We start from the raw sequence: 19,883 nt of genomic DNA on the forward strand, positions 1-19,883 counted from the left end.
ATATTCCACTTATTTTTGTTTATAAGTATCACATTTTAAATGTTTTATATTTATAATTATAAATATTAATTCACTAATTAGTTAGTTATAAATATACTGCTGCTACCAATGCATCAGGGTGATTTATTCAACTTGCTATCCTCCCTGCCATTAAGATAAGAAAACTATTCTTAATAGTTCAAATTGATATATGTTGATCAATGAGTTGTCTTGATACCACTTCTTGTCATTCTAAATTGTCTTTGATTGATAATTGTTTATGTGATTGTATTACATATCGTTTATGTAAACTTGCAACAATCATTTCTAGTATTTTTTTTGGCATACTTATTGTTGTTTCTGTCTCCTTCATGGTTAGTGGTGTTTTTACACCAATAGTTATATTAGGCTTAGTTGTTTCTCTAGTTTTCTATGGAGCTGTATTAATTACTGCTCTATATTATTCTAGGCGTCCTCATATTGTTATAGAGCCAATTGATACTACGATTCATGTAAGTGAAGGCACACCTCTTCCAAGCGGCTTTCTTTCTGTAGTGAAGAATAATTATCCTGTAATAATTAGTGAACTATGTTTTCGGGAGGACTTAACATTACAAGAGTTACGTATTCTTATAGAAGGATTGATTCAAAGAATAGATATTCAAAGTTATCCTGAGAATCTTAGGGAAAAATTACAACGCTTTTCTTTTCCCATTGCAGAGTTAAATAGTCGCGATATTGAGCGAAAGCCTTTAGATGAGATTTTACTAAAAGAATGTCCTTTTTATTTTATCAATAAACTAATTTCTTTGGGGGCTAAAGAATTTCCTGAAGCAGAGGGATTATCTCCTGTAGTTTATTGGACTTATCGTACAGCAATTTCAGATCGTATAGATACAGTTTTCACCCCCTATGTTTGGATGTTATCTCAAGTGGTAACCCAAGAAGAATACCAGATGCTTCTAGAGAATGCTCAAAATAATACGTGGGATCAAGTTAAGAATTTGCTTTCTCATTTATACAATCGACTAAATATCTATCTGGATAACATGTATGAGCCGAGTTTTTCATTCACACCAAATAATATAAGGTGGGAACTGCAATCTTCCTCTTGGCTCTTGTATTTGTGTAAGCACGAATTAAGTTGGGAGCAACTACAATTATTTACGAAAATAGATTGCCATTATGTGAATTTCCTTTGTGAAATTGAACAGCAGGGTCGAGGAGGACATTTAGCAAGGAATATGCTGGCTATTTTTCCTTACATCCAAGAGGAACAAGAAAATTTTGATCCTAGTATTGCACTATTTACATGGAAAGAATGGATTACAGATTATGAGAATCGCCCCGAAGGATATTGTACGTGGAGAGCTCACGCATCAACCATTAAGTTACTAAATTGTAGACAAAATGGAAGACAGGTTCTAATGGAAACTTCAAGCGATAACGAAGAGATAAGTAGCATAGTACATCATACTTATGATCGCAAGACGGGAGCAAGAATCAGTATTGAGTGACATTATCAAAGGGGTTCAAGAGTTTATTCTTAGAGCCTTTCTTAATTTTATAGATGCGTTACATAACCTATACTAATCATAATTAGAATTATTCTTAAAATATATGATTTCTACATAGATCTTTGAGAAAAGTTGATTCTCAAAGATCTATAGTCTGTTGTGTTAAGCTTATAATCAGATCCTTTTGATATTGAGTGTTTGAGAGAAGTCGACTCGATTCATTATTGTCTTTAAAATACTATTTATTTTTTATTTCATGAATAAGTGTATTCATTTAGCTTTTAAAGCATTTTTTAGAGGCTAAATGTTCATTATTCTATAATTTACTTTTCTTACATGGAATGTATGAATTAAGGAATACAACAAAAATATCTAAGAGAAATGTCATTTCCAAATTTATTTGGTATTTCCTAACGACTATTGAATAGGAATACTAAGGAAAGAATTGTGGATTGAATTTTTTCTTCATAAGTCAAATGGATCTATAGGAGGCAAAATAATTTTTAAGTTTATTTAGATATATATTGTGATCTCTTCCCTTTGATTTTCAGTGAATTCGAACTAATAAAAAATCAAATTCTATAATCAGGAGATCAGTGTGATGATTACTATTCCGCGTATGCATCCTCTAGTTAGGGGAAATCTATTTTTCAATTATTTTCTAGATAAATTGTGTAAGGATGCTATGCTTATCAGTGGTATTTGTTTTCTTACTCTTACTTTTGTCTTTGTCATTATCTTTGTTTGTGGACTATCACATCCTATACTTCTTGGATTCTTGATCTCTAGTGTTTGCCTAGGACTTTCTTTAGTCTTTATAGGAATCTTATTAAACTTGAGAACGAGTTGTCCAATGCCTGAGGTTTTTTTATCTTTAATTCGAAACGCTTTCCCTAAAGTTATCTACGATCTAGCTTATGAGCAGAGATTGCAATTTCATGAGCTACGCGATATTTTATTAGGTTTATCTTCTGGTAATTTACTTTCTCTTTCAGATGTGTGTAGATGGAAGGTTGAGCAGTTTGGCATTGAGCGTTTACAAGCAGCATGTAATGGTTGTGAACTTATAAGCTTTAAGGATCTTTTACTCACACAATGTCCATTTTATTTCTTCAATGAATTCATTAAATTAGGTCCTAAGGAATTTCCTGAAGCAGAAAATATGAATCCAGAGAGTTATTGGTTCAGTCGTTTAGGTTTATCCGATAGTTTCGATACGATATTCCATATCAACATTTGGATGTTTGCACGATATACTTCTCAACAAGAATATGAAGCACTGATCGTACATGCAAAAAATTCTACCTGGGACCAAGTTAAGTTTTCGGAGCATGATCTTGCAGTGAAAAAAATAGCTACTCCTTGGTTATTATATTTATGTAAGCACGGTGTCACTTGGGAACAGCTAAAACTACTCGGGAAACTCTATGATAATCCCGTTTCATTTCTCTATAATTTAGAAAAAATGTCTGGAGGAGGAGATCTTGCAAGAATAGTTAGTTCCATATCTAACTACATTCATGAAGATAGTGAGGAGTTCGACCCTTCTATCGCTCTAATTACCTGGAAGGAATGGATGCACAATTACGCAGAAAATATGAAAAATCCTAATTGGAGTTTCTATGAAGGTACTATAGATTTTTTGAATAGGCGCAGTAGAAATGTTTTGCATAAGATTGAGCATGAAGAGGATGTCCCTTATTACACGATAAATAAAGTAACAGGAGAAAGAAGCAGAGTCTAGATCTTTATTATTTCTTAATTTATTGAATTTTAACTTGTTAAATGATTAATATTTTTTAGGTTTTATGATAAAATGGGATTTCTTTCCTCCTTCTTAGTGGATTTTTGATCTAAAATTCGGAGGAATTTTTTAGTGAGGTATTGATGAACCCCCCCTCCCTCCATTTAGGGTTTAAAGTAGTTCAAGAAAGGACTTTTTTTCATTGTCTTGCAGATAAGTTATGTAAAAATGCCTTAAGAATCGGTAGTGTTTTTTGTTTAGCTCTCGCCTGCGTATTTGCTATTACTTTAATTTGTGGAGTAGTTCAGCCTGCTTTAATCGTATGTTTAGTCATATCTTCGGTTCTTGCCTTGGTTCTCTTGGCAATATCTATGCGTCGTTATATACGACGTGAATTCGCAACCTCCCTTCCTGAAGGTTTCCTTTCAATAATAAAAAAAGAGTTCCCTGAGACAATCTATGAGTTAATTATTCAGGAGAGATTAACGCTTCAAGAGCTACGTGTTGTTCTTTCAGGTTTATCTTCCGGAACATTTACTTTCCCTTCGAGCACATGCCAAGAGAAGATAGAGAGATTTGGTCTTGAGCGTTTACAAAAGGCTTGTAAGGGTATTCAATTGCCTGATTTGGAGAGGATCCTTCTGAAAAATTGCCCTCTGTATTTTTTAAATAAATTAATCCAATTAGGTCCTAAAGAATTCCCTAAATCTGTCAATTTACCCCCTGAGGTGTATTGGTTAAGTCGTTTAGGATTGTCAGACAGTCATGATACATTTTTTAATTCTTGTATTTGGGTTTTATCCCGAGTAGTGACTCAGGAAGAATATGAAACACTTTTGAAGCATGCGAAAAATTCTACTTGGGACCAGATTAAAGAGTTAATTGAGGATATAAGACTTCGTGTAGAAAAGGGTATAGACAAGGATTTTGTCAACGGGATTGGTATGACTAAAGGTGCGCTAAAATTTCTTGTCGGTGGTTCCTGGCTATTGTATCTATGCAAACATGGTGTCTGTTGGGAGCAACTGCAATTACTTAAAGAATTAGACTGTTTAAGTGTTAGCCTAATGGATGAATTAGAAAACTCTAATAGAAGATGTTGTTTGATAAAGTTGTACTTTTCTATCTCACCTTATGCTGATGAAAGTAATTCTAAGACTTTTGACCCACACCTAATCTTATTTACTTTTGACGAATTGATGGAATGTTTTAATGATAGACGGAACCAGAGCAAGGATGTAAGTTTCTATAACCTGACTATGGATCTCTTAAAAAAACGTAGCCAAAATATTTTGAAAAAATGTGATGTAGATAGAGACATCCCTGACCTGCCTCAACGTAGCATAAATAGAGATACAGCTGCAATCGTAGATTAGCTTCTAAATCTAGATATCGAGGTAGATTTATGGATCCACTTCCAGGTTATCAATATCCGAGCTCTCCCGATACCGCATCAGTAATTAAGCGGGGGAGTGGTGCGCGTAATTTGGTAACTAGGTTGCGCAATCATATTGTAGTTATAGGTAGTGTATTTTTCTCTATTACCTCAGTTGCATTAATTGTCATAGTTGCCTATGGATTTACACATCCTGCTTTGATTGTGTGTTTGGTTGTGTCTTTAGCACTTGCCGGTTTGCTATTGTCAACACCGACACGTCGTTACGTACGACGTGAATTTGGATCCCTTTTCCCAAAAGAGTTTCTTTCAATAATTAAAAAAGAATATCCAGAAGTGCTCTGCAACTTGATTATTCAGGAGAGATTAACATTTCAAGAGCTGCGCGTTGTTCTTTCAGGTTTATCTTCTGGAATATTCGATTTTCCTTCTGATGATTGTAAGAATAGGGTGGAAAGATATGGTATTCGACGTTTACAAAAGGCCTGTAGAGGCATTCCATTGCCCGATTTGGAAAAGATTCTATTGAAGAACTGTCCTTTTTATCTAATGAATAAGTTTATTCAATTAGGTCCTAAAGAGTTTCCCGAAGTAGATAACCTGCCTCCTGAAATCTATTGGTTATCCTATTTAGGTTTGACAGATTATCCGCACACATTTTTTGACCCCTATTTCTGGATTTTATCTCGAGTAGTGACTCAGGAAGAATATGAAATACTTTTGAAGCATGCAAAAAATTCTACTTGGGACCAGATTAAAGATTTGACTAAGGACTTAGAACTTCGTGTAGAGGAAGGTTTAGACCTGTATTTTGTTTCCACATTTGATCCTAAAAAGAGTCTGAAGAAGCTTATGGGTGGGCCCTGGTTACTATCGTTATGCAAACATGGAGTGAGTTGGGAGCAACTACAGTTGCTTAAGGATATAGATTGTGAAAACTTATGCCTTATGCACCATTTGGACATCTCTATGAGAGGAAAAACTCTAATGAAGTTCGCAATCGCTCTATCACCCTATATCGATGAGAATGATCCGGAAAATTTTGATCGATTCATTACTTTACTTACTTTTGATGAGTTGTGGGCAGAGTATAAACGTAATGAGGATAAACTTACCTGGTGCTTCTATGACGCAATACTCACACTCTTAAATCAACGGAGTATAAATTCCGCGAAAAAATGCTGGGATGAAGATACGCTCTTAGCTTTTCAGTATGAACTAGACAGACGTACAGGAAAGAAGGTGCTTATAGGGGCTGATAATGTCTGATTTGTGGATTTTTTTTATGTATTATTATTGTTAACAAGTTGAGTGAGCTCATAAATTTAGTAAGTACCTCTTCGCATTCTGGGGGTAATACCACCAACTCAGTAGTTAGACAAAATACCCGCTCATGCACAACAGATAGGTTGCGTAAATATGCTTTAATTGTAACCAGTATTTTTTGTTCTGCTGTTGCTATTGCTATGGTGGCTATAGTTGCCTGTGGATTTGCGCAGCCTATAATTCTTACCTGTTTATTAGTTCTTGTTGTTGATGGAGTGATGTTAGCCTTAGTGATTTATCGTATAGTACGCGGTGAGATGCGTCGTTCACTTCCTTCAGGGTTCCGTTCTTTGATAGGAAAAGCTTATCCTAAAATTATTCACGATCTTTTGCTTTCTAAGGCTCTTAATCTTCAAGAACTGCGTGCTGTTTTATTGGGATTGTCTTCGGGGAATTTTAATTTTCCTTCTGAAGATTGTAAAAATAGAGTGGAATCGTTTGGTCTTGAGCGTTTGCAAAAGGCCTGCGAGGGAATTCAACTGCCCGATTTAGAGAAGATTCTTTTGAAGAATTGCCCATTTTATTTTGTTAATAAGTTCATTCAATTAGGTCCTAAAGAGTTTCCTGAAGCCGAAAATATGGATCCTGACATGTATTGGGTATCTCCAACAGGTTTGTCGGATCATGCTGACATAGCGTTGCATCCTTTTATTTGGATTCTTGCAAGAGTTATTTCTAAGGAAGAGTATGAAACATTACTACATCATGCACGAGATAATACTTGGAATGAAGTCAGCAATTTAACCAAAGAAATAGTATCCCGAGTCAAGAATGGTTTGAAGGAATACGATGTTAGCGGACTTGGTGTGAAAAGAATTGGTCTCATAGTTGGTTCTCCGTGGCTATTATTCTTATGTAAGCATGGAGTGAGTTGGGATCAACTACAGTTATTTAATGAGGTGAGTAGTCAAAGTATCAATCTATTGAATGCTTTTGACTATTCACTTAGGGGTTTGAATATTCAGCGATTATTATTGGTTATTGCTTCCCGCTTGAAGGAAGATTCTCAGGATTTTGATCCGGGAATTGCTCTGCTGACATCGGAGGAATGGATGAAAGATTATGAAAAGAATCAACATAAAGATGATTGGAAGCTTTTTAACGGTACTATAGATCTTTTGAACAAGTATTGTAAAAAAATTTTTATAAAATTAGACGATGAGGGATTTCCTGAGGTTTGTAAATATGACATGAATAGGTCTACTGGGGAGAGAATTCGAAGGGAATAGCTATTCCTAGATTCTTAATTTTAAAAATGTTATAATCGCCCTTTAGTTTGTTTATTCTTAATAATTTAAGGGAATTATGAATCCATCAAGTATACCTTCACATTCTGGTTCCAACGGATCTTCAATAATTAAACAAAATATTCAATCGTGCGTAACAGATAAGTTGCGTAAGTATGCTTTAATTGTAACCAGTATTTTTTGTTCAGCTATTGCTATTGCTATGGTAGCTATAGTTGCCTGTGGGTTTACACAGCCTGCAATTCTTGCTTGTTTATTAGTATCTCTTATTGTTGCTGGAGTAATGTTAGTTTTAACGGTGCGTCATATTCGTGAAACGCGACCCGTGCTTCCTTCAGGCTTTCTTAACGTAATAAAAAAAGAATTCCCCGCCGCTATCTATGAGTTAGTAGTTCAGGAGAGACTAAATCTGCAGGAACTGCGCGCTGTTCTCTTAGGTTTGTCTTCTGGGATATTTACTTTTCCGTCGAGCAAATGCCAAGAGAAGGTGGATAGATTTGGTCTTGAGCGTTTGCAAAAGGCCTGTGAGGGAATTCAATTGCCCGATTTAGAAAAGATTCTGTTGAAGAACTGTCCATTGTATTTTGTTAATAAGTTCATTCAATTAGGTCCTAAAGAATTCCCTGAAGCCGAAAATATGGATCCTGAGATTTATTGGGTGTGTCGTAAAGGGCTAGATTCTATATATAATACCGCCTTCGATCCTGATACATGGGTATTAGCTCATGTGATCACTCAGGAAGAGTATGAAATGCTATTAATGCACGCAAAAAATAATACTTGGGACCAAGTTAGAACGACTTTTATTGCTAACGAATTAAAGCCTAGACTTAAAGACTTTATAGAAGTTGCAGATGTTGAATGTTTCGGTATTAATAGAGAGATGTTGTTATCGAGTCTGTCCTTAGCGTCGATACTAAGATTATGTAAGCACGGAGTCTGTTGGGAACAGTTGGAACTGTTTAAGGAAATAGAGTGCAAATACATAAATTTCTTTACTCTATTTGAATTGGCAGCTAGGAATTTGAATGCCATGAAGTTAATGCTTGTTATTGCTCCTCATATTAATGAGAATAAGAAAGAATTCGATCCGTTTATTGCTCTAGTTACTTGGGAAGAATGGATTAGAGAATATAAAAAAATAAAAGGACCTAATTTCTTTTTTGCTGATACTTTAAAGTTTTTAAGTAAGAACAGTGGGAAGAGACTAAAGCCTCCACTACCGTTCGAGATTCCTGTATATTCTACAAATATTCGTACAGGTGAGAGAGTTTTGGAATCTGGTTCTCCAAAAGGAACGAAGTTTTTTAATTCATAATGCCTTCTAATCATATCACTTAGTGATCATATCATGAATTTAACAAATATACCCTCACATTCGGATACCAGCGCTATTTTACCTATAGTGAAATCCTCTTTTAAGAATAAGTTATATAAGAATACAGGTAAAAGAACCCTTGATCACAATCCCTCCGATAGAACAGATCAAGAAAGGGATTAGAGCTTCACTTTCTTATCTGTTTCGTTACTTAAGGATGATAGACTTGGATAGATGGGGGCATCTTACTATATTTACATTTTTTATCAGCTAAGCAACAGTTGTACCGGATACTATGACCGTAATAGGTATTTCCCCCACTTTACTAGTAGTTGAGCAAAATAGTGGAATACCTCACCTTCTAGATACTTTATATAAGAACTCTCTACTTATTAGTAGTATCTGTTGTTTACTTCTTTCTGCTGTTTTCACAACACTAGTGGCTTTTGGGATAGCTCAGCCTATAATCATTACATGTTTAGTGATATCTTTTATTCTCTCTGGAATACTTTTAGCATTGATTTTGCATCGTTGTGCAACACGAGATTTAAGATTACCCATACCCTCAGGTTTTCGTTACATAATTAGAAAGCATTTTCCTAAAGTGCTTTATGATTTAGTTGTTGAAAAAGGAATAACGCTTCAAGAACTACGCGTTGTTTTATCAGGATTACATTCGGGATGTTTTACTTTTCCATCAGATGAATATAGGGAAAAAGTAGAAGAGTTTGGTCTTGAGCGTTTACAAAAGGCTTGTGAGGGGATCGAGCTTCCTGATTTAGAAGAATTACTTGTGAAGCATTGTCCTTTCTATTTCATGAATAAATTTATCCAATTAGGTTCTAAAGAATTTCCCGCAGCGGAAAACATGCCGCCCTCCATCTATTGGTTTTCTCGTATGGGTTTATCAGATAGACTAGATACCGTATGCCATCCTTATGTTTGGATTCTTGCTCAAGTAATCTCCCAAGATGAATATGAAACTCTGCTATTGCATGCGAAGAAGGGAACTTGGTTTGCAGTTAAGGATTTGGTAAAAACTGTTATCAATAAAATCCGTATGGAGATGGGGAATATGTCTCTAGATGCTTCCTGGGTAGAAATAGAGGCATTATTTACCTGTATTAAGCTGCCCTGGCTATTATACGTGTGTAAACACGGTGTTAGCTGGAGGCAACTACAACTGTTTAAAGAAATACGTTATGATGATGTGACGTTTCTTAATAAGATCAATAGGTTAGAGGGGATAATCAACCTAATGAAATTAATGATCACAATTGTTCCTTATATTGATGAAAATAGAAAAGGATTTGATCCATATATCGCCTTGCTAACTTGGGATGAGTTGGGAGAGGATAAAAAACGTGCTAGCTATGACGGAATAGTAGACTTTCTAAATTCCCGTAGTAAAAACCATTTAACGAAACAGATTATCTCTAACATTCCCTGTTATTCTTACGATCCTATTACCGGAGATCGCAAATCTAAGAGATGGCTGAAAATTATGAATTAAATTTATTTCGACTACCCTCTCTGCCTCAATTCACAGACAGTACTAAACGGATTTATTGATTGTTTTTACCTGTATAAATTGGTACAATTTTCCAAATTTATTGGATTAAGTAGGGTACGGATTATGAATTCTATACAGACTTCGCCCCTCCCAGGATCTAATGCTTCCTTGATATTAATGAGAAAGAACGGAGACACTAAGCCTTGTGTAACCGAAAAGTTGCGTAAATGTGTTCTAGCCATAGGGAGCCTTGTTTTCCTTGCTCTTGCTGCTACATTTACAGCCCTTATTATCTTAGGATCTACCCATTTTTCCATTGTCTTAGGTTTAATAATTTCTCTAGCTCTTTCAGGAGTGCTGCTTGCATCGCTATATCGTTTATACCGTCCATGCCGAGAAAAACTGCCCATTCCCTCCGGATTCCTTTCGGTAATTAAGCAAGAATTCCCTCAAGCAATTTATGATTTAACCATTCAGGAGAGACTTACACTTCAAGAACTCCGTATTGTTCTCACAGGTTTATCTTCCGGAACATTTACTTTTCCTTCACTAGATTGTCAGGAGAAGATAGAGAGATTTGGTGTTGAGCGTTTACAGAAGGCTTGTGAGGGTATTCAATTGCCCCATTTAGAAAGCCTGCTTTTAAAACATTGTCCATTTTATTTCATAAAAACATTTATTCAGATCGGTTCTAGAGAATTTCCAGAAGCTGAAAATTTGGATCCTGAAGTCTATTGGTTATCTCATACAGGATTAACACACCGTTTAGATACGGCTTTTCATCACTATATCTGGATTTTTTCTAAAGTAGTTTCTAAATCTGAATATGAAACTTTATTAAGCCATGCTCGAAATAACACTTGGGATGAAGCATCTCCTATGGTTGAGGAACTGCGCACTCGACTTATAGGTCGTGTACCAAATGAGCCTGTGGAACATTTTCATATTGATAGAGCTTGGCTATCCCATTGTTTCAGTCAATTCTCTCTAGAATGGTTGCTGTACTTCTGTAAGCACGGTGTTTCTTGGGATCAACTACAGTTGATTGGACAGGTAGAATGTAGAAACATGATCTTCCTTTCCATGTTCAATGATGCCAACGGAGGTGCGAATTTAATACAGCTTATCCTTTCTATATACCCACATATTCAGGAAGATCGTGATGAATTTGATGCTTCCATTACACTACTTACCTGGGATGAGTGGATTAATGATTATGAGAAAAATAAAGAAGATCCTGATTGGCGTTTCTATGATAGGACGATTAGCTTCTTGAATGAACGTAGAGGAGAATCTTTAATAGGAAAAGAGCTTCCGCATATTCCTATTTATTCAATAGATAGAACAACGGGAATGAGAATACTCGAGTAGTATATTTTTACAGAGCTCCCCACCGATTTGCTCTTCATTCTCTGATGGTAACCCATAATTTTTATTTCTGATTTCTCTAAGAAATAAAAGATCCTGATATGAATTCATTTTGTCTGTTGTTTTTAATTTTAGATGCGATTAAAAAATCTCGGATTTTTTTTGTTTCCAAAATTTAAAATAACTAGGCGGGCTATGACTTTAAAAAACATATTCCCTGATACACACTCTTTTCATTTTTTATCCTTAATAAATATAGGAAAGAAGACGCATCACGCAATAGATACATTGCATAAGAATACTTTAGCTATAGCGGGCATATTTTGTTTTATCTGTGTTGTCAGCTTGCTATCGGTAGTTATCTACGGATTTTCTCATCCTTTACTTGTAATAGGTTTGGCTCTCTCTTTAGTTGTTGTAGGGGTAACGGCTGCTTTGGCGCTACGTCATACAATGCGTGAGTTAAACCACCCTCTTCCCTCGGGGTTTCGTTCTTTGATAGGAAAAGCTTACCCTAAAATTATTCATGATCTTGTATTTTCCAAGGCTCTTAATCTTCAAGAATTTCGTGCTGTTTTATTGGGATTGTCTTCGGGGAATTTTAATTTTCCTTCTGAAGACTGTAAGAATAGAGTGAAATCATTTGGTCTTGAGCGTTTGCAAAAAGCCTGTGAGGGTATAGCGCTTCCTAATTTAGAAAAGATCCTCTTAAAGCATTGTCCTTTATACTTCATAAATAAGTTTATTCACCTTGGTTCTAGGGAATTTCCTGAAGCTGAGCATATGGAGCCTACTGTGTATTGGGTGAATCGAGTAGGTTTATCAGATATAAATCAAACAGCGTTTCATCCTTTTGTTTGGTTATTAGCACGTCTTATTTCTGAAGAAGAATACAGTGTGCTATGCCAACATGCGCGAAATAGTACTTGGGGAGAGGTACATAGTCTTGTTGAAGAGCTATATAGACGATTTAGAATGTATTTAGAAAATAAAACTATAAAGGGATTTGAACGAAGGGGGTCATGGTTATTAGAAGATTTCAATAAATCTCGTGCTTCCTGGTTATTGGCACTATGTAAACATGGGATTACTTGGGAGCAGCTACAGTTATTTAAAAATGTAGAATGTCGCCAGCTAAGTTTCCTTCATACATTTGATACATCTCGTATTGGAGGTATGCTCATGGAATTATTACTTATTGTTTCTCCATACATCCATGAGGAGAATACAGAAAATTTTGACCCTAAAATAGCTTTACTTACATTGAAAGAATGGATGCATTTTTATCATCATGATTCTCATCGTGTTTATGGTTTTCATAAAGGGACTTTAGAATTTTTTAATAAACACAGCAAACATAACTTACAGAAACCAAAACTTTCCTCGTCTCATCTTCATTACTATCTCATAGATCCAAATACGGGAGTAAGATATCGTTGATCAGCAATCTTATTAATGGGAATGGCGACTTTGACGTGATGTTATATTATTGATTTTCTTAAGTGTTTGAGAATCAATTTTTATACCTAAGCACAAAAAAATTATTCTATTATCAATTACTATTTTATCTCCTAAGAGTTAATACGTAATTTATATTAAAGATATTTCGTTTGTATTGAGAATGAGAATAGATAATCCAAGACACGTGGATACCCAATATGCAGGAGATAGGGTTTCCACGCCTTCTGTTTTTAATAAATTCGCTAAATCTAAAATTTCCTACGCTTTAATAGCAATAATCATGCTATTAGCTATTGTGATAATAGCCCTTTCTATTTCTATTCCTGTATTAGGCTTAACAATTGGTGTAGGGCTTCCTTTAATTGCTGCAGCTGCCTTTGGCTGTATTTTTGCATTGATTGGAATACAACGTATCCGTGCACATAGAAGAAATCGTATTGTTGAAAATAAGAAAATCCCTGATAAATTACGTGATCGAGTTTTTTCTAAGTATCCTAGAGCTTTTTTATCTCACCTATATAAAGAAGATGGGTCTACTGCGACGGTGTTTTTATTAGATAAATATAACTTATCATTTGCTCAGCTTTATCGATTAGGAGTTTTAGCTGCGGGAGCAGATGTAGATTCCCTTACAGATTCTCAAGAATTGTTAGCAGCTTTTAGTAGTCTATCTACAGAATCTAGAGAGAATTTAGAGAATCTGATGCACAATGGAGAATTAGATTTAGATTCTATTATTGAAGAAAATTGTCCATGTTACTGGTTAGAGACTTTCTCATCTAAAATTCTTCAAGATTATAACAGCGATGTCTTAAACAGTTTAATCACTGGACAAATGGCATTCTCAGGGATTTTTCATCCTAAATATCTACCGATTTTCTCTTCGATAAGTCTACAAGATTATCGTACAATAGCTGCGGCTACAGAGAAATCGATGTATACTATCTGGAAAGAAGATATTAATGTGAAAACGATAGTAAATACTGCCTTAGCTACACAGCCGTCTTTATCGAAGATGGATAAGGAAGACTTTTTTATTTGGCTGTATTCTGGGTTAGGAATTTGCACATTAAATATGGAAGCAAAAGCTCTACTAAAAGATCTTAGTGATCGTCAGGGTCAGTACTTAAATAAGTTTGCAAAAAAACAAATTTGGAATCGTATTTTAGGTATATCTACAGATGTTGATGATGTTGAATTTCAACCCAATCTTGCTTATAAAACCTGGGAAGAATGGATATAAAACAGCTGTATTTTTGATATAATATTCAGAAGTATAAGAGTCGTCTTTTCATGTATATTTAATTTAGCAATATCCTCATTTGACCTTGCAAAGACAATTATATTAGTATGATTTAGACTTTTAGTTTCTGTCTAAAATAGAGAGATTTTTTGAGCTAAAGGCTATAGAGAATGAAACAAATAGAGGTATTGTGAAAGAAGATCCCTATTTAGAAGTGAAAAGACATTTAGCTCGTGAAGCTGCTGGCTTAGTGACCTCTGGGATGCTTTTAGGATTGGGAAGTGGTTCGACTTCTAGAGAGTTTATCAAAGCTGTCGCTGAGAAGCAAAAGCAAGAAAGCTTAGATATTCGTGCTGTAGCTTCTTCAAAAGAATCGTATTCTCTAGCGAGTAGTTTAGGTATTCCTTTGATTGATGATGAAGAATTCATTGAAATTGATCTTGTTGTTGATGGTGCTGATGAGATAGATCCTCATCTACGTATGATCAAAGGTGGTGGTGGAGCCATCTTTCGTGAAAAGATCCTATTACAATCGAGTCCACGATGTCTAATACTTGCTGATGAGAGTAAAAGTGTTGAAGTCTTAGGAAAATTTGGTGTTCCTATAGAAATCAGCCCCTTTGGAAAGTCGTCTATTATTGCTACTTTGGAGAATCTTGGATATCAGGGCGATTTAAGAGAAAATCCTCGTGGAGGTTTTTTTATCACCAATAACGGGAATTATATTTACGATATTCATACTCCAAATGTATATCCTCATCCCGAGGAAGATCTTCTGAAGCTATTACAAATTCATGGTATTATTGAAGTAGGGTTTGTTATAGCGAATGTAGAGGTATGGTTTGGTTATACCAACGGTCAGATTGGTAAAAAGAATACTGGTAGAGTATGAGTATAGAGAAAGAACTGCTCCAAGATACCCCTTTGATTTTGCTTAACTTTTACAAGTTAGTCAGCTTTTGTCATTACGCAGGAATTGTCTTAGGTACCGAAGAGAAAAAATTTGCGATATACGGACACGTATCCATGGGTCAGGCATTTCAAAATTCTGATCCTACACACTTTTCTTTATCACGACCGTTAACTCATGATCTTCTAAACTTTGTTTTTTCAGGTTTTGATATCCATGTGTTGCGTGTTGTCATAAGCGACTACAAAGATAATGTGTTTTACACACGGATGTTTTTAGAGCAAAAACAAGGAGATTTTCTCTACATTACTGATGTTGATGCTCGCCCTAGCGACAGCATTCCTTTAGCACTTACACATAAAGTACCTATTCTTTGTGTGAAGTCTGTGTTTGATGCTGCCGTAGCTTACGAAGAATAAAATACCACGGTATCTTATGGTAAAAATTCCCTATGCTATTTTAGAGAAAGGCTCATTGTTGTTAGCTTCTCCTGATACGGATCAGGGGGTGTTTGCTCGCAGTGTAATTTTATTATGTGAGCATAGTCTTAATGGTTCGTTCGGACTCATTTTAAATAAGACATTAGGTTTAGAAATATCCGATGATATTTTTACTTTCGATAAGGTGTCTAATAACAACATTCGTTTTTGTATGGGAGGCCCTTTACAAGCGAACCAAATGATGCTTTTACATTCCTGTTCTGGAATTCCTGAACAGACATTAGAAATCTGCCCTTCTGTATATTTAGGAGGGGATTTATCTTTTTTGCAAGAGATTGCCTCTAGTGAGACGGGACCAACAATAAATTTGTGTTTTGGTTATAGTGGTTGGCAAGCAGGACAGCTAGAAAGAGAATTTTTAGATGGAAACTGGTTTTTAGCTCCTGCGAGTTATGAGTATGTATTTACTGATAATCCTGAAAATCTTTGGTCTATGATTCTTAAAGATTTGGGTGGGAAATATGCTTCGCTATCCACCGTTCCTGAGAATCTTTTGCTGAATTAGACTAGAGTTTATTTAATCTTGATGAGTCTTTTCCTAGGTTTTAAAGCGGCTATGGCTCAAAATAATCCCGGATTTTCTTAGGGGGGTTATATGCCGGTTATTGATGAAACAACAGTGACGTATGCTGATGCTTGTCGCTATTTTCCTGGAGGAGTAAATTCTCCGATACGTGCATGCATTCCCGTGGGGATTGTTCCTCCCATTGTCTCTAAAGCTTCTCAAGATATTTTCATAGATAGTTTTGGAAAGAATTTTATCGATTTTTGTGGATCTTGGGGATCGTTAATCCATGGTCATAGTCATCCAAAGATTTTAGATGCAATTTATAATGCAGCATCTCAAGGTACCTCTTACGGCCTTACTTCAGAAAATGAAATTTCTCTAGCGTCTACTCTATTTTCTTGTTTGCAATTAAGAGACCATAAACTGCGTTTTGTCTCTTCAGGAACGGAAGCTACAATGACTTCTGTGCGTCTTGCTTGCGGAGCAACCAAACGCTCAATAATTATTAAATTTTTAGGATGTTACCACGGACATGCTGATGTTTTGTTAAAGGGAATTGCTATAGATGGGGATAATCTCATGGAAGTTCCTCATCTGGTAGACAGATATTTCTCTTCGCATCCTTGTCTGCCCCTTACATTGATCTTACCTTACAATGATTCGACTATTTTTGAAGAAGTGATGCAGAAAATAGGGGAACATGTAGCTTGTGTGATCTTTGAGCCTATAGCTATCAATATGGGTGTTGTTCTTCCAGAATCTGGATGGATTGAGAGTATTATAACCACATGCCAACGGCATGCAGCTTTATCAATTATGGATGAGGTTGTTACAGGATTTCGTATGGGTGTTCAAGGCATGCGCTCTATAATGGACATTGCCCCTGATATTACTGTGTATGGGAAAATCTTAGGTGGAGGTATGCCTGTCGCTGCACTCCTAGCTCATCAAAGTATTATGGATCATTTGATGCCTGTGGGAACAGTATTCCAAGCAGGAACTCTTTCTGGGAATCCTATTGCTATGGCTGCAGGCAAAGCTTCTGTAGAACTTTGCCTGGAGACCGATTTTTATCCTAAGTTAGAAAATCTCACAGAAGAGTTTTTATCTCCTATAGAAGATACGATTCGTTCTAAAGGATTCCCTGTAGCATTGGTAAGAGCCGGTTCCATGTTTTCCTTATTCTTTAGAGAAACATCTCCTAAGAATCTCCATGATGTAGCGCAATGTGATCAGAAAGCATTCGGAGTATTTTATCGATATGCATTTTCTCAAGGAGTGTATTTATCTCCTGCTTCTATGGAAGCGAGTTTTCTTTCTGCTGTACATAGTAAAGAAAATCTAGCCTATACGCAAAATGTGCTTATTGATAGCTTAGTGAAAACGTTTGAAAGCATTTAAAATAAAAGGTCTTTTCAAGGTTTTGAGGATATGAGTATGGAGGCAAAAAAACATTCTCGTATTTTTCGTATACTGTGCTTATTCCCTTTGGAATTAGGTAGATGGATGGGATTTACTTACGCAGTAATAAAAAGTTTTTCATGGAAGAAAAGCTTATTTCGATCCGTAAGTATACAGGGATATGATATCGGTGTTGCCTCTTTGCCTGTAGTTATGCTTACAGGAGCTGTTACAGGAATCGTTTTAGCTTTACAGTCCTACTATCAATTAGGCATTCATGGCTTATCCTGCGCTATAGGATTTTTCGTTGTGAAAAGTATTTTAGTGGAGATAGGTCCTGTGCTTACTGCTTTGGCTCTTTCTGGAAGAGTAGGTGGAGCAATCTCTGCATTCTTAGGAACTATGCGTATGACTGAACAAGTTAGCGCTATGGAAACTTTAGGGGTTAACCCTTTAGCCTATTTTGCACTGCCAAGAATCATAGCAGGGATTATTGCTATGCCTGCTTTAGTGATTGCTGCGGTATGGTCGGGAATCTTTTGTGGGTATTTACTATGTCGTTACGCTTTTCAATTGCCTGCGCAAGTCTATTTATACATGGTGTCGGGAAATGTGTTTATATCCGATATCGTGATGGTGATTATTAAATCTATAGTCTTTGGATTTATCATTACATCTTTAGCCTGCTATCAGGGATTGGGAAAGCATTGTCGCATTACAGATGTGGCTAAGGTAACTACTGCGGGAGTTGTGACTTCATACATCTCTATTTTGTTTGCTAATTGTGTGATTACATCGTTCTTTCATGTTCTAGGTTACTAGGGAGAGGTATGGTAGAGCCTTGCATTTCTGTAGATCGTATTTATAAGAGTTATTGTAATACCGAAGGTCAAGGTCATACGGTATTGCATGGGATTTCTCTACAGGTATTTCCCGATGAGCTTCTAGTGATTTTAGGGAAATCTGGGACAGGGAAAAGTGTCCTTCTCCGTCATATTATGGGATTAGAGATTCCTGATTCTGGGGAGGTGCGTTATGCCAAGGAACTTACGCATAAAGGGCGTTTAAAAGATCTTACTATTGGTATGGTATTTCAGGGTGGTGCCCTGTTTGATTTTCTTTCCGTTAGAGAGAACGTTGCTTTTGGTCTTCATGCATATAATGAACGCCATAAGGTATTTTCTAAAGGCGAGATAAATGCTAAGGTAGATCAAGCGTTATCTAATGTGGGATTGAGTTATGCTGCAGAGTTTATGCCGAATAAGTTATCAGGTGGTATGGTAAAGCGTGTAGCTTTAGCACGTTCTTTAGTTTATTCTCCTAAGCTTGTTCTCTATGATGAGCCTACAGCAGGTTTAGATCCTATGACGAGTCGAGAAATGACACACCTAATTTTTCGTTTACGCAAGGAGCAGGGCATTGGGGGTATTGTTATTACCCATGATATCACATTAGCATTAACTCTTGCAGATCGTATTGCTATTCATCATGATGGAACAATTCCCCACATCTATACAAAGGAAGAATTTATACAGACGAATGATGTATTGGCGAGGCAATTTTTGGCCAGTCAGTAACATTATAAAATGCCGATTAAGGAGGGTTAGTGTCTAAAGAAGATCGTAAATCAATATTTTTTGGATTATTTCTTTGTGTGGGGATTTTAGGTTTATTTTCTGTAATGCTGTTCACTCCCAAAAGTCGCGGAGATGGAAAGCAAGAAATCCATGTGGCTTTTACTCATCTTAGTGGTGTGAGCAAGGGAATGAATGTCTGTCTTGCGGGAAAAATTATTGGCTCCGTAGCTTCTGTACAAAATATTATGGATAAGGGTATCTCTGGGCAATCTGGAGAGCTCTATTGTTATGAATTAGTATTAAAAATTGATTCAGGAATTTCCCTATATAAAGAGGACACTTTTGCTATGTATTCTCCTAAAATTATAGGAGAATCTATCGTGAATATCATTCCTGGGAAAACAAGAGATGAAAATAATCGTCTGTATGCTCACGATTTAGTTTATGGTAATAATATTGACCCTATTGAGAAATTGATACAATTTGTTGACAAGGCTGATAAAGCTCTAGAGAAACTAGAAACTGGAACTGAAAATATTTATTCTAAATTATCAACCTTGCTCGATGCAGAGAAAGATGCTTCATTAGTGAAACAGGCACGATTAGCAATAGAATCTATACATAAGAGTGCTAATAGATTGGCAGATTGTTTAGATAATGAACGTATTGATCGTATCGATGGGTTAATGGGGGATTGTAAAGATATTGCATCTACAGTTAAAGATTACGGATTGTTATATCAGTACAACTCACAATGGAAAAAACAGCAAAGGGCAAAAGATAAGAAAAGACAGAGTCTTGAGCAACAAGGAGTCACCTTAGAAAATAGGTAGATTTTTTGTTTTTTCTATGTAATGAATAAAATGTTTCAGCAG

Annotated in this window: 17 protein-coding genes; all 17 read left to right on the plus strand. The window is 35.9% G+C overall.

Annotated features, from left to right (window positions below; translation table 11 throughout):
* Positions 1 to 200 precede the first annotated feature (200 nt).
* The 17 genes from O1W69_RS03480 to O1W69_RS03560 all read left to right on the plus strand — a co-directional run bounded on the left by O1W69_RS03480 (position 201) and on the right by O1W69_RS03560 (position 19,841).
* Complete coding sequence (locus tag O1W69_RS03480; RefSeq protein ID WP_375793178.1) at positions 201 to 1,496, plus strand: DUF1389 domain-containing protein; 1,296 nt, start codon at positions 201 to 203, stop codon at positions 1,494 to 1,496.
* 601 nt (positions 1,497 to 2,097) lie between these two features.
* Positions 2,098 to 3,240: a DUF1389 domain-containing protein gene (locus tag O1W69_RS03485; RefSeq protein ID WP_375793996.1), complete on the plus strand. Its 1,143-nt coding sequence runs from the start codon at positions 2,098 to 2,100 to the stop codon at positions 3,238 to 3,240.
* A 143-nt stretch (positions 3,241 to 3,383) separates the two neighbouring features.
* Complete coding sequence (locus O1W69_RS03490; RefSeq protein ID WP_375793179.1) at positions 3,384 to 4,616, plus strand: DUF1389 domain-containing protein; 1,233 nt, start codon at positions 3,384 to 3,386, stop codon at positions 4,614 to 4,616.
* 29 nt (positions 4,617 to 4,645) lie between these two features.
* A complete protein-coding gene (locus tag O1W69_RS03495) occupies positions 4,646 to 5,905 on the plus strand; it encodes a DUF1389 domain-containing protein (protein ID WP_375793180.1) in 1,260 nt (419 codons plus the stop codon).
* Positions 5,906 to 5,943: 38 nt separating this feature from the next.
* On the plus strand, positions 5,944 to 7,191 hold the full coding sequence (locus tag O1W69_RS03500; RefSeq protein ID WP_375793181.1) for a DUF1389 domain-containing protein: 1,248 nt from the start codon (positions 5,944 to 5,946) through the stop codon (positions 7,189 to 7,191).
* Between the two features lie 76 nt (positions 7,192 to 7,267).
* Positions 7,268 to 8,527: a DUF1389 domain-containing protein gene (locus tag O1W69_RS03505; RefSeq protein ID WP_375793182.1), complete on the plus strand. Its 1,260-nt coding sequence runs from the start codon at positions 7,268 to 7,270 to the stop codon at positions 8,525 to 8,527.
* Between the two features lie 295 nt (positions 8,528 to 8,822).
* On the plus strand, positions 8,823 to 10,040 hold the full coding sequence (locus O1W69_RS03510) for a DUF1389 domain-containing protein (RefSeq protein WP_375793183.1): 1,218 nt from the start codon (positions 8,823 to 8,825) through the stop codon (positions 10,038 to 10,040).
* 123 nt (positions 10,041 to 10,163) lie between these two features.
* Entirely contained in the window at positions 10,164 to 11,411 is a 1,248-nt protein-coding gene (locus O1W69_RS03515; protein ID WP_375793184.1) for a DUF1389 domain-containing protein, read from the plus strand.
* Between the two features lie 192 nt (positions 11,412 to 11,603).
* A complete protein-coding gene (locus tag O1W69_RS03520; RefSeq protein WP_375793185.1) occupies positions 11,604 to 12,848 on the plus strand; it encodes a DUF1389 domain-containing protein in 1,245 nt (414 codons plus the stop codon).
* 181 nt (positions 12,849 to 13,029) lie between these two features.
* Positions 13,030 to 14,112: a hypothetical protein gene (locus tag O1W69_RS03525; protein WP_375793186.1), complete on the plus strand. Its 1,083-nt coding sequence runs from the start codon at positions 13,030 to 13,032 to the stop codon at positions 14,110 to 14,112.
* Between the two features lie 190 nt (positions 14,113 to 14,302).
* On the plus strand, positions 14,303 to 15,004 hold the full coding sequence (gene rpiA, locus O1W69_RS03530) for a ribose 5-phosphate isomerase A (RefSeq protein ID WP_375793187.1): 702 nt from the start codon (positions 14,303 to 14,305) through the stop codon (positions 15,002 to 15,004).
* Positions 15,001 to 15,441, plus strand: coding sequence for a bifunctional nuclease family protein (locus O1W69_RS03535; protein ID WP_375793188.1), 441 nt, complete (start codon positions 15,001 to 15,003; stop codon positions 15,439 to 15,441). Before rpiA ends, O1W69_RS03535 begins: the two co-directional genes overlap by 4 nt.
* A 16-nt stretch (positions 15,442 to 15,457) precedes the next feature.
* Complete coding sequence (locus tag O1W69_RS03540; protein ID WP_375793189.1) at positions 15,458 to 16,027, plus strand: YqgE/AlgH family protein; 570 nt, start codon at positions 15,458 to 15,460, stop codon at positions 16,025 to 16,027.
* A 90-nt stretch (positions 16,028 to 16,117) separates the two neighbouring features.
* The gene (locus tag O1W69_RS03545; RefSeq protein ID WP_375793190.1) at positions 16,118 to 17,431 is read left to right on the plus strand and encodes an aspartate aminotransferase family protein; all 1,314 of its coding nucleotides are present in this window, start codon (positions 16,118 to 16,120) and stop codon (positions 17,429 to 17,431) included.
* Between the two features lie 36 nt (positions 17,432 to 17,467).
* Positions 17,468 to 18,253: an MlaE family ABC transporter permease gene (locus O1W69_RS03550; protein WP_375793191.1), complete on the plus strand. Its 786-nt coding sequence runs from the start codon at positions 17,468 to 17,470 to the stop codon at positions 18,251 to 18,253.
* Between the two features lie 8 nt (positions 18,254 to 18,261).
* The gene (locus tag O1W69_RS03555) at positions 18,262 to 19,008 is read left to right on the plus strand and encodes an ABC transporter ATP-binding protein (protein WP_375793192.1); all 747 of its coding nucleotides are present in this window, start codon (positions 18,262 to 18,264) and stop codon (positions 19,006 to 19,008) included.
* Positions 19,009 to 19,037: 29 nt separating this feature from the next.
* Positions 19,038 to 19,841 carry an MlaD family protein gene (locus O1W69_RS03560; RefSeq protein WP_375793193.1) on the plus strand — a complete coding sequence of 268 codons (804 nt, stop codon included), beginning with the start codon at positions 19,038 to 19,040 and terminating at the stop codon, positions 19,839 to 19,841.
* Positions 19,842 to 19,883: the final 42 nt, after the last annotated feature.

Origin of the sequence: Chlamydia sp. 12-01 (assembly GCF_042234205.1) — a bacterium.
Lineage (GTDB): Bacteria > Chlamydiota > Chlamydiia > Chlamydiales > Chlamydiaceae > Chlamydia.